Below are 13,122 nucleotides of genomic sequence, written 5' to 3'. Positions count from 1 at the left end.
CCCCCCCAGCCTCGCTCACTTCGTGTGCTCGGGCACCCCCTGCAGGGGGCAACACCAGCGGCCCGGCCAAGCCGGTTCCGCGGTGTTTCACTAACGGGCCGGGCTTGCCGGCCGAATATCAATGAGCAATGACTTTTTTTCCCGGCAGCCGCGCGTAGCGCGCTGCGTTCGTGGGCTGCAGTGGAACCGGCTTTGCCGGGCCACCGGCAGCGCCCCCGGTAGGGGGGTGGCGAAGCGACACGAAGTGCGCGAAGCCTGGGGGCGAGCATGAACAGATATCCGGTTTGGAAGTACGCGATCATCGTGATCGTGCTGCTCGTGGGGCTGATCTATGCCCTGCCCAATTTCTTCGGCGAGGCGCCTGCGGTGCAGGTGTCGTCGGCCAAGTCGACCGTCAAGGTCGATGCAGGGACGCAGGCCCGCGTCGCCGAGGCGCTGAAGGCAGCCGGTGTCACGCCCGACCTGTTGACGCTCGACGCCACCTCGGTGCGCGCGCGCTTCACCAGCACCGATGACCAGCTCAAGGCGCGCGACGTGCTGCAGCACGCGCTGGTGCCGGACCCGAGCGACCCGCCCTATGTGGTGGCGCTCAATCTGCTGTCGCGCTCGCCGTCCTGGCTGACCGCGCTGCATGCGTTCCCGATGTACCTGGGTCTCGACCTGCGCGGCGGCGTGGACTTCCTGCTGCAGGTCGACATGAAGGGCGCCATCGACAAGAAGGCCGAGTCCTTCGCGAGCGACCTTCGCACCGGCCTGCGCGACAAGGGCGTTCGCGGCAGCGCTGTCAACCGCGTCGGCCAGACCATCGAGATGCGTTTCCGCGACGCCGCGGGCGTGACGGCCGCCAAGGCGTTGCTGCAGGACCAGTTCCAGGACCTCACCGCGGTCGAAAGCCAGGAAGGCACCGACTTCAAGCTCACGGTCTCGATCAAGCCCGAAGCGGCGCGCCGGCTGCAGGACGCAGCGCTCAAGCAGAACATCACGACCCTGCACAACCGGATCAACGAACTCGGCGTGGCCGAGCCCGTGATCCAGCAGCAGGGTCTGGACCGCATCGTGGTGCAGTTGCCCGGCGTGCAGGACACGGCCAAGGCCAAGGACATCCTGGGCCGCACCGCCACGCTCGAAATGCGCCTGGTCGACGAAAGCGCGGAAGCCCGCGCCGCCGAGCAGGGCGCGGGGCCGGTGCCCTTCGGCTCCGAGAAATTCCTCGACCGCCAAGGCCGCCCGGTGATCGTCAAGAAGCAGGTGCTGGTGACGGGCGAGAACCTCACCGACGCCCAGCCGGGCTTCGATTCGCAGACCCAGCAGCCCAAGGTCGACCTGACCATGGACTCCAAGGGCGGCCGCATCATGCGCGACGTCAGCCGCGAGAACATGCACAAGCGCATGGCGATGCTGATCTTCGAAAAGGGCAGGGGCGAAGTGCTCACCGCGCCTTCGATCAACGGCGAACTGGGCAACCGCTTCCAGATCTCCGGTTCCATGAGCGTCGTCGAGGCCAACGACCTCGCGCTGCTGCTGCGCGCCGGCTCGCTCGCCGCGCCGATGGAGATCATCCAGGAACGCACCATCGGCCCGAGCCTGGGCGCCGACAACATCAAGAAGGGCTTTGACAGCGTGATGTATGGCTTCATCGCCATCATGGTGTTCATGTGCCTGTACTACGCGCTGTTCGGCGTGTTCTCGTCGATCGCGCTGGCCGTCAACCTGCTGCTGCTGGTCGCGATCCTCTCCATGCTGCAGGCCACGCTGACCTTGCCGGGCATCGCGGCCATGGCGCTCGCGATCGGTGTCGCCATCGACTCCAACGTGCTGATCAACGAGCGCATCCGCGAGGAACTGCGCGCGGGAGCCTCGCCGCAGGCCGCCATCCACGCGGGCTACGACCGCGCCTGGGGCACGATCCTGGACTCCAACGTGACCACGCTGATCGCGGGCATCGCGCTGCTGGCCTTCGGCTCCGGCCCGATCCGCGGCTTCGCGGTGGTGCACTGCATCGGCATCGTCACCTCGATGTTCTCGGCGGTGTTCTTCTCGCGCGGGCTGGTCAACTTCTGGTACGGCAGCAAGAAGAAGCTCAAGACCCTGTCGATCGGCACCGTATGGAAACCACCGGCCGACTCGGCCGAGGTCGCCGCGAAATAAGGGACACGCCAAATGGAATTTTTCAGAATCCACAAGACCATCCCGTTCATGCGCCACGCGCTGGTGCTGAACGCGGTGTCCGTCGTGACTTTCCTGCTCGCGGTGTTCTTCCTGTTCCACCGCGGCCTGCACCTGTCGGTCGAGTTCACGGGCGGCACGGTGATGGAGGTCGCCTACCAGCAGTCGGTCGACATCGGCAAGGTGCGCGAGACCATCGGCAAGCTGGGTTACACCGACGTGCAGGTCCAGAACTTCGGCACGTCGCGCGACGTGCAGATCCGCCTCCCGGTCCACAAGGGCCAGACCTCGGCGCAACAGAGCTCCCAGGTCATGCAGGCACTCCAGGCGGTCGACCCGACCGCCACGCTGCGCGGCACCGAGTTCGTCGGCCCGCAGGTCGGCGACGAACTCACCACCAACGGCCTGAAGGCGCTGGGCATGGTGGTGGTCGGCATCATGATCTACCTGGCCTTCCGCTTCGAATGGAAGTTCGCGCTCGCCACCGTGCTGGCCAACCTGCACGATGTGGTGATCATCCTGGGCTTCTTCGCCTTCTTCCAGTGGGAGTTCTCGCTGGCGGTGCTGGCGGCGGTGCTGGCGGTGCTGGGCTATTCGGTCAACGAGTCGGTCGTGATCTTCGACCGGGTGCGCGAGAACTTCCGCCGCTATCGCAAGCTGAGCACCCGCGAGGTGATCGACAGCGCGATCACCTCGACCATCAGCCGGACCATCATCACCCACGGGTCGACCCAGCTGGTGGTGCTGTCGATGTTCTTCTTCGGCGGGCCGACCCTGCACTACTTTGCGCTGGCCCTGACCATCGGCATCTGCTTTGGCATCTATTCGTCGGCCTTCGTGGCCGCCTCCATCGCGATGTGGCTGGGCGTCAAGCGCGAGGACCTGGTCAAGGGACCGATCAAGCGCGAGGGCGACCCGGACGATCCCAACGCCGGCGCCACGGTGTGAAGCTGGCCCCCACGCTCGATCACTGCGTGTACTCGCTGCCCCCCGAGGGGGCCGCAGGCCGCCTTGGGGCGGCCCGGCGCCGGCCTGGCCCGGCGCTTGCGTCCGGGGTCGGGGTTGGGGTTGGGGTTGCCGAGCATTGCGGGCTCTTGTGCGGTTACGCTTCCCGATGCAAGCTCGTGCTTGCCGAACCGATTTAATTGCCGTCCTGACCATCCATGCCACCCACGCGGTCCCATGCCTCTTCCCTCCAACTGTCCCGCGAGACGCGCGAGCGTTTCGTCGCCGCCACTGAGGGGGTGATCGCGCCGGTTGCCCATGCGATCCGCGAAAGGCTCGTCGCGCTGGCCTCGCAGACCGGCAACGCGCGGGACATGCAGGAAAACCGCGACGGCTTCCTCGCCTTCCAGGCGCAGGGCTCCAATTGGGTGCAGCTGTCGCAGAACGCGTGGCGCAAGGCGCTCGCCGCCAGCACGGCCACCGGGTCGGCCTCCAATTCACTCTCGCGCCTCGAGCTGATCGGCGACGAGGTGGTGGAAACCAGCATCCTGTCGTCGCGGCTGGCCCAGGCGATCCAGGACAAGGCCAACTTCGAACTCAATGATCTGCGGCTGCGCATCCAGCATCTCGAAGGGACGAACGAACTCGACGCCAAGGACATCCTCAAGCCCGAGGCGCTGGCCAAGGTGCTGGTCGACCAGTGGCTGGCCACCGGCCTGAGCCGGGGCCTCTGGACCAAGGTCCAGGACCAGGTGCAGCACCATTTGGTCGACGTCATGGTCAAGGCCTACAAGGACGCCAATGCCTTCCTGGTCGCCAAGGAGGTGATGCCCGAGATCGACCTCAAGAGCTTCGTCCGGCGCACGGGATCGACCAACACCGGTAACGCGGCGCTCGGCGGCAGTTTCGCGGGCAGCCATGCCGGCAGCAGCAGCGCGGCCATGGGCATGACGGTCCAGCAGCCGGTCATGCGCGGTGGCTTTGGCGCGCCGGCAGGGAGCTTTGCTCCCGCGGCCATCGGCGTGGGACGCGGTCAGGCGGGCAGCGCCGGGTATGCGGGCGGCGACACCATGGTGGCCACCGGAGGCTCGCCCCTTCTGCTCGCGCGTCAGCGCGCGCAGGGCGTGCTGCTCAATCTGAAGCGTTTCGTGAGCGCGCGCATCGGCGGCGACATCACGCAGCATCGTCCGGCCGCGCCGGGTGAGATGGTCGGTGGCGCAGGCGTTCCCGTCGGCGGCGTCGCCGGTGGTGCGCCAGCGTTCGCGGCAGCCATCGCCGATGCGGAAGTGGCCTACCAGGTGCACGCGTCGCAATACGTGGTCGGCGACGAAGCCACCGCCATTCACAACGCGTCGGCCGAACTGCGCCGTCGCACCACCGAACTCAAGAAGAAGGCGCCGACCACTGCGGACAAGGCGACCGTCGAGATCGTGGCACTGATGTTCCAGGCCATCCTGGCCGAGGAGCGCATTCCCTTCTCGGCGCGCGTGTGGTTCGCGCGGCTGCAGATGCCCGTCCTGCGCGTGGCGATTGCCGAGCCGGAATTCTTCGGCACCCTGCAGCACCCCGCGCGCATGCTGATCGACCGCATGGGTTCCTGCGTGATGGGCTTCGACGCCGCCGCCATTTCGGGCAGTGCCCTCGAAGGCGAGATCCGCCGCGTCGTGCAGGTGATCGAGCAATACCCCGAAACCGGGCAGCGCGTCTTCAAGCTGGTGTTCGACGAATTCGTCGCCTTCCTCAACAAGTACCTCACGCAAAGCGACACCACCCAGAAGGTGATGAGCGTGGCGCAGCAGGTCGAGCAGAAGGAAACTATGGCGATCCAGTACACCATCGAGTTGCGCAAGATGCTCAACGACATGCCGGTGCGCGAGGAGATCCGCGAATTCCTGTTCAAGGTCTGGGCCGAGGTCCTCGCCATTGCGGCCTTGCGCTATGGCCCTCAGGACGAGCAGACCGTGACGCTCAAGCGCTCGGCTTCCGACCTCGTGTGGGCCGCGAGCGCCAAGCCGAATCGCAACGACCGCACCCGCGTGATCCAGGACCTGCCCAAGCTGCTCCAGCGCCTGCGCCAGGGCATGACGCTGCTGGGCATCGTCGGCGAGCCGCAAGAGGCCCATATCAAGACCATCGGCGCCACTTTGTCGGACGCCTTCCTGTCGAAGACCGAGGCCATCCCGCCCGCCAAGATCGAGGCCATGGCAAAGCGCCTGGCGAACCTCGAGGACTTCGTCTCCGACGAAGGCGCGACCGACCTGCCGCTGGACGCCGCGAGCATCGAGCTTCTGCTGGGCGTCGATGCCGCATCCATCGAAGTCGTGCCCGACACCGGCACCAAGGTCGGCGAAGACATGCTCGCCTGGGCGCACGAACTCCAGGTGGGCACCTGGTTCATGCTCGACCACAACGATCGTGTGAGCCAGGTCCAGTTCGTCTGGCGCAGCGACCGCAAGCAGTTGCACCTGTTCGCCTCCAGCGACGGCCGCAGCTTCCTGATCCAGGTCGGAAGACTGGCGTCCTATCTACAAGCAGGTCTACTCGTGCCCGCAGAAGAAGAGACCCTCACCGTCCGCGCCACCCGCGAGGCGCTGGCCAAACTCGACGCCAACCCCGAACGCCTCTTGAACTGATTTCCGCCGGTGCCGCGTTCGTGAAACACCGCGGAACCGGCTCTGCCGGGCCGCCGGTGTTGCCCCCGGTCAGGGGGAAGGCGAAGCGACACGAAGTGCGCGAAGCCTGGGGGCGAGCAACAGCTAATGCGCGACTCGGCCAGCGGTGTCGTCGCACAACTCGTCGAGAACCAATGCGTCGGGTTCGACGCCGGTGCTCCAATGCACCATCAGCACGATGATCTTGAGTTCGTCGAGCCCCAACGGGTCGCCCGGTGTCGCCATCGCGCGCTCGACCACGATTTCGCGCATGCCGCCCGGCAGCACGCCGGACGATTCGAGAAAGCTGATGAAGCCCAGGCACTCGGCGCCGATGTGCTCCTGCTCGGCGCTCGAATAGACGCGCATCGAGTCCGGCGACTGAGCGATTGCCGCATCACCCGCGCTGCGAAGACTCACGGTGGCGGAAACGCCGTCGGCATGCTTGGTGAGCTGTACCCCCTGGGTCGCGAGGCTCAGGCCGTCCAGCCAATGCAACGCGTCGCGGATCTCGTCGGCATCGAAGCCCTGCGCACTGAGCTTGCGGCCCAGTTGTTCGGGTTCGGGGCACGCATCGCCGCGCCAGTAGTTTTCGTAGACAAACACGAGCACTTCGAACATGGAGCCAATATAGCCCACTCGCTGCGCCGCGCCCTGCGAGTTGCGCGAACACGACGCCGCGCGTTTCGCCCGATGGTCAGCCGAGCGCGACGCGCTGGAACAATCCGCCCGGCAAGCGGGCGACGCTGCCGTCGAGTTCGAGCTCCAGCAATTTCGCCTGCAGGTCGGCGGCGCTGTAGCCCGTGCGTGCGCACAGCGCGTCGAGACTCACCGGGTCGAAGCCCATTTCGCGCAGCAGCGCAGGTTCGGGCGCCGAGTCGGTCGCTGTGGCAGACGCGCGCGCCGCGGCGGGCGCTGCCACGCCGAAGCGCAGCTCCTCGAGCACGTCGTTGACCGATTCGACCAGCTTCGCGCCCTGGCGAATCAGGGCATGGCAGCCGCGCGCCTGCGGTGAATGGATCGAGCCCGGAATCGCGAACACTTCCCGGCCCTGTTCGGAGGCGAGGCGTGCCGTGATCAGCGAACCGGATTTGAGCGCGGCTTCCACCACGAGCGTTCCGCTGCAGAGCCCCGCGATGATGCGGTTGCGCTTCGGGAAGTTCTGGTTGAGCGGCGGCGTGCCGAGCGCGTACTCGCTCACGATCAGTCCCTGGGCCGCGATGCGATGCGCCAGGTCGCGGTGCTTCGCCGGATAGACGCGGTCCAGTCCGGTGCCCACGACCGCTACCGTCGCAAATCCACTGGAGCCCTGGGCCGCTTGCAGGGCGCCTTCGTGGGCGGCGCCATCGATGCCGAGTGCGAGGCCCGACACCACGGTGATTCCCGCTTCACCAAAGGCCCGTGCAAAGGCGCGTGCGTTTTCGACACCCTGCGAGGTGGGATTGCGGCTGCCGACGATGGCGATACTGCGATCCAACTGCGTCAGGTCGAATGCCGGTGCGCCCAGCAGGTAGAGCATCAGCGGCGGATCGGCCGTTTCGAGCAGCGGTGCCGGGTAGCCCGCATCGCCCAAGGTCAGGATGCGCCGTGTCGCGCCATGGTTGTCTGTCCCTTGCAGCCATTCGAGCGTCTGATCGACGAGCCGGGGCAGGTCCGCCGGCTCCCGGAGCAGCGCCTGAACCTGCGCGTCGGTCGCGACCTGCCTCAGCGCGTCCGGTGTTTGTCGGAAGACATCCACAGGCAAGCCGAAAGCCGCGAGCAGCTTGCGGCCCGCGGTGTTGCCGATGCCTGGCGTCAGCGAAAGCCTGAGCCAGCTGGCGAGTTCTTCACGCCCCACGCGAAAGCAAAGCCGTCAGGGATTGACCAGCAGGTCGCCAGCTTTCGGTGTGTCGCTGATTTCAAGCACCAGCGCGTAGGAGACCTTCTCGAAGGGGCGGAACACCATCAGCAGGCCGATGCGTTCGTTCGGCAGCTTCAGCGTTTCCTTGCCCCCGCCGGTCCTGTCGACGATGGTCTCGCCGTTCTTCAGGATGGCAAGCACGTGGCCGCTCTCGATGCCGTCGCGCGTCCCCTTGTTGATCGCGACCACCTGGTTCTGCGCCGCGAACTGCACGGCATTGCCGTAGACCGACACGATGCGCCCGTTGATCGGCTGCAGCGGTGCGCGCGGCGCATAGCTCAGGAGCTGGCGAGCCGGTTCGGGCACCAGGCGATCGCCGGCACGCATTTCCTCGCGCGCGGCCACGATGTCGATGGTCGCCGGCACGACGCTGACGATTTCCTTGCCTTCGACCATCTCGCTCTGCGTCGATTCGCCGCGCTGCAGGGTGGCCTTGCCGAGATACTGGGCCTCGTAGCCGAGGATCTCGCCGGTGGCGGGATCGTTCAACGGCGTGGCATTGCGGAAGATGCGGAAGGTCTTGATCGGGCCGACCGTCTCGACCAGCGGCGAGTTGACTTCGCCGCGGGCGTATGCACGGTCGCCGCGGGCGAGCAGCACGCGGCTGTCGTTGCCGGCCACGATGCGCGGTGCGGTCAGCAGCGAGTTTTCGTCGAGCACGATCGGCTCGGCGAGGAAGGGCTCGATCAGGCTCGGGTTGAGTGTGGGCAAGGCCATGCCGGCCAGCGATTCGTAGCGGGTGCGCGGCGACAGCTTGATGGTCCCATCAGGCGCGCCGCTGCCGCGGCGCGTGCTCAGGCGGGCGCGGCCACCGGTCTTGTCGAGATAGAGCACCTGGCCCGGATAGATCCGGTGCGGGTTCGAGATCTCGCTGATGTTCATGCCCCACAACTCGGGCCAGCGCCATGGGCTGCGCAGGAACAGGCGGGAGATCGCCCAAAGCGTGTCACCGGGCTTGACCGTGTATTCGTCAGGCGCGTTCGGTGCGAGCTCGCTCACCGGAACACCCGCCTGCGCCGTCTGCTGGGCCGTGGCCCGCTGTTGCGGCGTGACCGGATAGTTCTGCGCGAAAGCCGCCGTGCCACCCAGGCCCGCTACGGTGATCGCCGCCACCGTGGCGACGAAGCTCGGACGCAAGCCTTTGTTGATTCGGAGTTTGTTCATGGTTTATGGTGTGCACGCACTGCGCCGAGCAGCTCGGTACGAATCCTCACAATTTGCTACGAATTTTGCGCTGAAGCCCTTGATTGGGCAACGACTATGACCTCGCGGCGCGTCGGCGCGTCGCGGAAATGGCGAAAATAGCGACAACTTTTCCTCGCTTTCATGGCCAAACGAACCATTTTGAGTTACCCGGACCCGCGCCTGCATACCGTCGCCAAGCCGGTGCAGGGTGTGGATGCTCGCATCAAGACGCTGGTCGCCGACATGTTGGAGACCATGTACGACGCCAATGGCATCGGCCTGGCCGCCACGCAGATCGACGTGCACGAGCGCCTGGTGGTCATCGACGTCTCCGAGGACCGCGACAAGCCGATCGTCCTGATCAACCCCGAGATTGTCTGGGCCAGCGACGAGAAGGTGCTCAACGAAGAAGGCTGCCTCTCCGTCCCCGGCATCTATGACGGCGTCGAGCGCTCAACGTCGGTCCGCGTCACCGCCCTCGATGCGGATGGCGAACCTCAGACCATCGAGGCGGACGGCCTGCTGGCCGTCTGCATCCAGCATGAACTCGACCACCTGCTCGGCAAGGTGTTCGTCGAATACCTTTCTCCGTTGAAGCGCAACCGCATCAAGAGCAAGCTGCTCAAGCAGCAGCGCGAAGACCAGAAGCTCGAGCAGCGAGAAGGAAGACGTTGATGTTCACACGCCTGTGGCCTCTGGTCGTCGTCCTGGCGGCGACGACCCTGGCCGGCTGTGCGGGCGAGCCGACCTGGTTGCCGTTGGGCACGGACCGCGCGACGACGCTGCAGCGCCTGGGCACGCCAACCTCCACGTATCCCCTGCCCGGCGGCGGAGAGCGGCTGCAGTATTCGCGGGCGCCCGCAGGTTTCGCGGTGAACAACGTCGACGTCGATGCGAGCGGCAAGGTCTTCTCCATTCGCCAGGAGCTCTACGACGGCCTGTTCGACAGCACCATCAAGCCCGGCGAGTGGCGCGTCGAGGATGTGCTTCGCACCTATGGCCGGCCTTTCGAGATTTCGCGAGTGACTTCCTTCGACGGCGATGTCTGGGCCTGGCACTACAAGTCGCTCAACAACCGCCGGTTGCTCTATATCTATGTCGATCCGACAGGCGTAGTCGACCACTATCACACCGCGGACGAGCTGTTCCGCGACATGGACTCGTCCCGGTGAGCCGCGCATGAGGGTTGTGTTTGCGGGTACGCCCGAGTTCGCGCGCGTAGCGCTGGAGGCGATGGCCGAGGCCGGCTTCGACATCGTCCTGGTGATGACCCAGCCCGATCGGCCCGCCGGCCGCGGCATGAAACTGCAGGCGTCGCCCGTCAAGCAATTCGCCGTCAGTCGTGGCTGGCCCGTCGCGCAGCCGCGCAGCCTGCGCCTGGACGGCAAGTACCCCGAAGACGCCGCCGCCGCGCGTGACGCCATCGCCGACGCGAAGGCCGACGTCATGGTCGTCGCGGCCTACGGCCTGATCCTGCCCCAATGGGTGCTGGACGCACCGCGCCTCGGCTGCCTCAACATCCACGCGAGCCTTCTGCCGCGCTGGCGCGGTGCGGCGCCCATCCACCGTGCCATCGAAGCCGGCGATGCCGAAACCGGCGTGACCATCATGCAGATGGATGCCGGCCTGGACACCGGCGACATGCTGCTGCGCGAATCGCTTCCCATCGGCGACGACACCACCGCCCGCCTGCACGACCGTCTGGCCGCATTGGGCGGGCGCATGATCGTCGACGCGCTGCGCCAGGCCGAAGCCGGCTCGCTGCATGCCGAGCCCCAGCCCGCCGAAGGCGTGACCTACGCCCACAAGGTCGAGAAGAGCGAGGCGCAGGTCGACTGGAGGCTGGACGCCGCCACGATCGTGCGCCGCATCCGCGCCTTCGACCCCTTCCCCGGTGCCAGCAGCGCGCTCGACGGCGAGACCGTGAAGCTCTGGGCTGCCGACGCCCGGCCGGGGACGCCCGCCGAAGCGCCCGGCACCGTGCTCGCCGTCACGCCCTCCGGCATTGACGTGGCCGCGAAGGATTCCATCGTCACACTCACCGAACTGCAGCGCGCAGGCGGCAAGCGCCTGCCGGTCGCCGACTTCCTGCGCGGCTTCGACGTGAAGGCCGGGCAGGTCCTCGGCTGATGTTCCTTTCCTCCTCGATCCGTCGCCAGCCGGAGTTCGGCCAGGGCGTGCGCGAGATGTCCTCCGCCGCCATCGGCATTGGCGCCTGGGGCCTCATGACCGGTGTCGCGATGCTCAAGTCGGGCATGAGCGTGTTCGAGGCCATCGCGATGACCTTGCTGGTCTACGCGGGCAGCTCGCAACTGGCGGCCATCCCGCTGCTGATCGCGGGCGCGCCGGCGTGGGTCGTGCTGGCGACGGGCTTCTGCGTGAACCTGCGCTTCGTCGTCTTCAGCCTGCACCTGCGCCCCTACCTCATGCACATGCCGCGCTGGCGCCGCATGCTGCACGGCTACCTCACGGCCGACATGAGCTATGCGCTGTTCACCCGCCGATACCCGCAACCTCCGACCACCGAGGCCGAGATGCGCTCGCAGGAGGCCTACCTCACGGGCAACTACTTCGTGACGTGGTGCGCCTGGATGGGCATGAGCCTGATCGGCATCGTGCTCGCGAACATGATTCCGCAGAGCTGGGGGCTGGGCTTTGCGGGCGTGCTGAGCCTGGTCGCCATCGTGTGCTCCATGGCGACGACGCGCCTGCGCATCCTGGCCGCGTTGATCGCGGGTGTCACGGCCGTGGCCGCATACGCATTGCCGCTCAAGCTGAACATCGTTGCCGGCATCGGCGTGGCCGTGTTGCTGTGCTTCTGGTTGGAGAAGCAGTTCGGGCTCGACCCCGACGCGGAGGACGACAAGTGAGCCACGGCGGCGAGACCGATCTGTGGACCCTGGCCGTGATCATCGGCCTGGCCGGCGTCACCGTGCTCACGCGCTGCTTCTTCTTCATCCTCGACCGGCCCTGGGGCCTGCCGGAGTGGGCGCACCGGGCGTTGCACTACGCGCCGGTCGCGGCGCTGGCGGCGGTGATCATTCCCGAGATCGTGATGACGCAGGGGCACCTGATCTCGACCCTGCACGACGCCCGCCTCTACGGCGCGGCGGCCGGTGCCGCCTACTACTTCTGGCGCCGCGGCGTCCTGGGGACGATGCTGGCGGGGATGGCGATCTACCTGCCGTTGCACCTGGGGCTGGGCTGGTGACTAGTCCAGCTGCACCCCAGCCGTCTTGATGATCTTCCCCCACCGATCACTCTCCGCCCGCGACAGCGTGTAGAAATCCTGCGGTGTCCCCGGCAGCGCCTCGAAGCCGAATTCCGAGAACAGCTTCACCACCTTCGGCGACTGCATCGCCTTCTTCAGTTCGCCGTTGATGCGGTTCACCGCTTCCGGCGGCATGCCGGCCGGGCCGATGAGGCCGTGGAAGGCGTAGGCGTTGACGTCCTTGTAGCCCAGTTCGGCAAAGGTCGGCACATCCGGCAGCGCGCTGGCCCGCTGCGGCAGCGCGATCGCCAGCACGCGCACCTTGCCCGACTTGATGATCGGCAGGCCCGATGCGAGGTCCAGCATCATGGTCGGCACCTGGCCTCCCATGATGTCCGTCATGGCCGGTGCGGCGCCCTTGTACGGCACGTGCTGGATGCTCACGCCGGCCTTCTGCTTGAAGAGTTCCATCGCCATGTGGTGCGGCGAGCCGTTGCCGGGCGAGGCGTAGCTCACCTTGTCGGGATTCGCCTTCACGTAGCTCACGAACTCCGCGACCGTCTTGGCCGGGAAGTCCGGATGCACCACCAGCGCCACCGGGAAGCGGCCGATGGTGCCGATGTAGGTGAAGTCGCTCGCCGGCTTGTAGGGCAGCTTGGCGAACATGTGCTCGTTGAACAGCAGCGCCGCGTTCTCGGCCTGCATGATGGTGTAGCCGTCGGGCTTGGCCTGCATCAACACCGACACGCCGATGTTGGTCGAGGCGCCGGGGCGGTTGTCGATGACGATGGGCTGGCCGAGCGAAGGCTGCATCGCCTCGGCCAGCGAGCGCGCCAGGTTGTCGGTTCCACCCCCGGCCACGTAGGGAACGATCCAGCGCACGGGCTGGCTGGGGTAGCTGGACTGGGCCGGCACATGGCTGGCCATGGTGATCGCAAGGCCAGCGGCCAGCAGTTTCAGAAATCGTCGCATGAGGTTTGTCTCCGTTTGAAATGTCGATATCAGTAAGCCGTCGGGATTCAAGCGAGAAATACCGCGGAACCGGCTTAGCCGGTCCGCAGGTA

12 protein-coding genes are annotated in these 13,122 nt (G+C 66.6%); 8 read left to right on the top strand and 4 right to left on the bottom strand.

The window, feature by feature from the left end; translation table 11 throughout:
* The first annotated feature begins 267 nt into the window (after positions 1-267).
* The 3 genes from secD (at position 268) to QTH90_RS11735 (ending at position 5,744) form a co-directional block, all read left to right on the top strand.
* Positions 268-2,148, top strand: a complete 1,881-nt coding sequence (gene secD / locus QTH90_RS11745; RefSeq protein ID WP_286664728.1) for a protein translocase subunit SecD — start codon at positions 268-270, stop codon at positions 2,146-2,148.
* A gap of 12 nt (positions 2,149-2,160) precedes the next feature.
* Positions 2,161-3,114, top strand: a complete 954-nt coding sequence (gene secF / locus QTH90_RS11740; protein WP_286664727.1) for a protein translocase subunit SecF — start codon at positions 2,161-2,163, stop codon at positions 3,112-3,114.
* Positions 3,115-3,329: 215 nt separating this feature from the next.
* Positions 3,330-5,744: a DUF1631 family protein gene (locus QTH90_RS11735; protein ID WP_286664726.1), complete on the top strand. Its 2,415-nt coding sequence runs from the start codon at positions 3,330-3,332 to the stop codon at positions 5,742-5,744.
* 123 nt (positions 5,745-5,867) lie between these two features.
* Here QTH90_RS11735 and QTH90_RS11730 read toward each other — a convergent pair whose 3' ends face one another.
* The 3 genes from QTH90_RS11730 to QTH90_RS11720 form a co-directional block, all read right to left on the bottom strand.
* Entirely contained in the window at positions 5,868-6,383 is a 516-nt protein-coding gene (locus tag QTH90_RS11730) for a Smg family protein (RefSeq protein ID WP_286664725.1), read from the bottom strand.
* Positions 6,384-6,459: 76 nt separating this feature from the next.
* Positions 6,460-7,599, bottom strand: a complete 1,140-nt coding sequence (gene dprA, locus QTH90_RS11725) for a DNA-processing protein DprA (protein ID WP_286664724.1) — start codon at positions 7,597-7,599, stop codon at positions 6,460-6,462.
* Between the two features lie 15 nt (positions 7,600-7,614).
* Positions 7,615-8,826, bottom strand: coding sequence for a LysM peptidoglycan-binding domain-containing protein (locus tag QTH90_RS11720; RefSeq protein ID WP_286664723.1), 1,212 nt, complete (start codon positions 8,824-8,826; stop codon positions 7,615-7,617).
* 162 nt (positions 8,827-8,988) lie between these two features.
* Between QTH90_RS11720 and def the strand changes: the two genes are divergently transcribed.
* Genes def through QTH90_RS11695 form a run of 5 tightly spaced genes read left to right on the top strand, consistent with a single transcriptional unit; the run spans position 8,989 to position 12,058 of the window.
* A complete protein-coding gene (gene def / locus QTH90_RS11715) occupies positions 8,989-9,522 on the top strand; it encodes a peptide deformylase (protein WP_286664722.1) in 534 nt (177 codons plus the stop codon).
* Entirely contained in the window at positions 9,522-10,019 is a 498-nt protein-coding gene (locus QTH90_RS11710) for a hypothetical protein (protein ID WP_286664721.1), read from the top strand. Before def ends, QTH90_RS11710 begins: the two co-directional genes overlap by 1 nt.
* Positions 10,020-10,026: 7 nt before the next feature.
* Entirely contained in the window at positions 10,027-10,977 is a 951-nt protein-coding gene (fmt, locus tag QTH90_RS11705) for a methionyl-tRNA formyltransferase (RefSeq protein WP_286664720.1), read from the top strand.
* Positions 10,977-11,717: an AzlC family ABC transporter permease gene (locus QTH90_RS11700; protein WP_286664719.1), complete on the top strand. Its 741-nt coding sequence runs from the start codon at positions 10,977-10,979 to the stop codon at positions 11,715-11,717. The genes fmt and QTH90_RS11700 overlap by 1 nt, the downstream gene beginning before the upstream one ends.
* Positions 11,714-12,058, top strand: a complete 345-nt coding sequence (locus QTH90_RS11695; RefSeq protein WP_286568880.1) for an AzlD domain-containing protein — start codon at positions 11,714-11,716, stop codon at positions 12,056-12,058. Before QTH90_RS11700 ends, QTH90_RS11695 begins: the two co-directional genes overlap by 4 nt.
* Here the strand turns inward: QTH90_RS11695 and QTH90_RS11690 are convergent, their stop codons facing one another.
* The gene (locus QTH90_RS11690) at positions 12,059-13,030 is read right to left on the bottom strand and encodes a Bug family tripartite tricarboxylate transporter substrate binding protein (protein WP_286664718.1); all 972 of its coding nucleotides are present in this window, start codon (positions 13,028-13,030) and stop codon (positions 12,059-12,061) included. It abuts the gene before it with no gap.
* Positions 13,031-13,122 lie beyond the last annotated feature (92 nt).

The organism is Variovorax flavidus (assembly GCF_030317145.1).
GTDB lineage: Bacteria > Pseudomonadota > Gammaproteobacteria > Burkholderiales > Burkholderiaceae_C > Variovorax > Variovorax flavidus.
The sequence above is the reverse complement of the archived record's forward strand: the minus strand, read 5'-3'. Positions and strand labels throughout refer to the sequence as shown.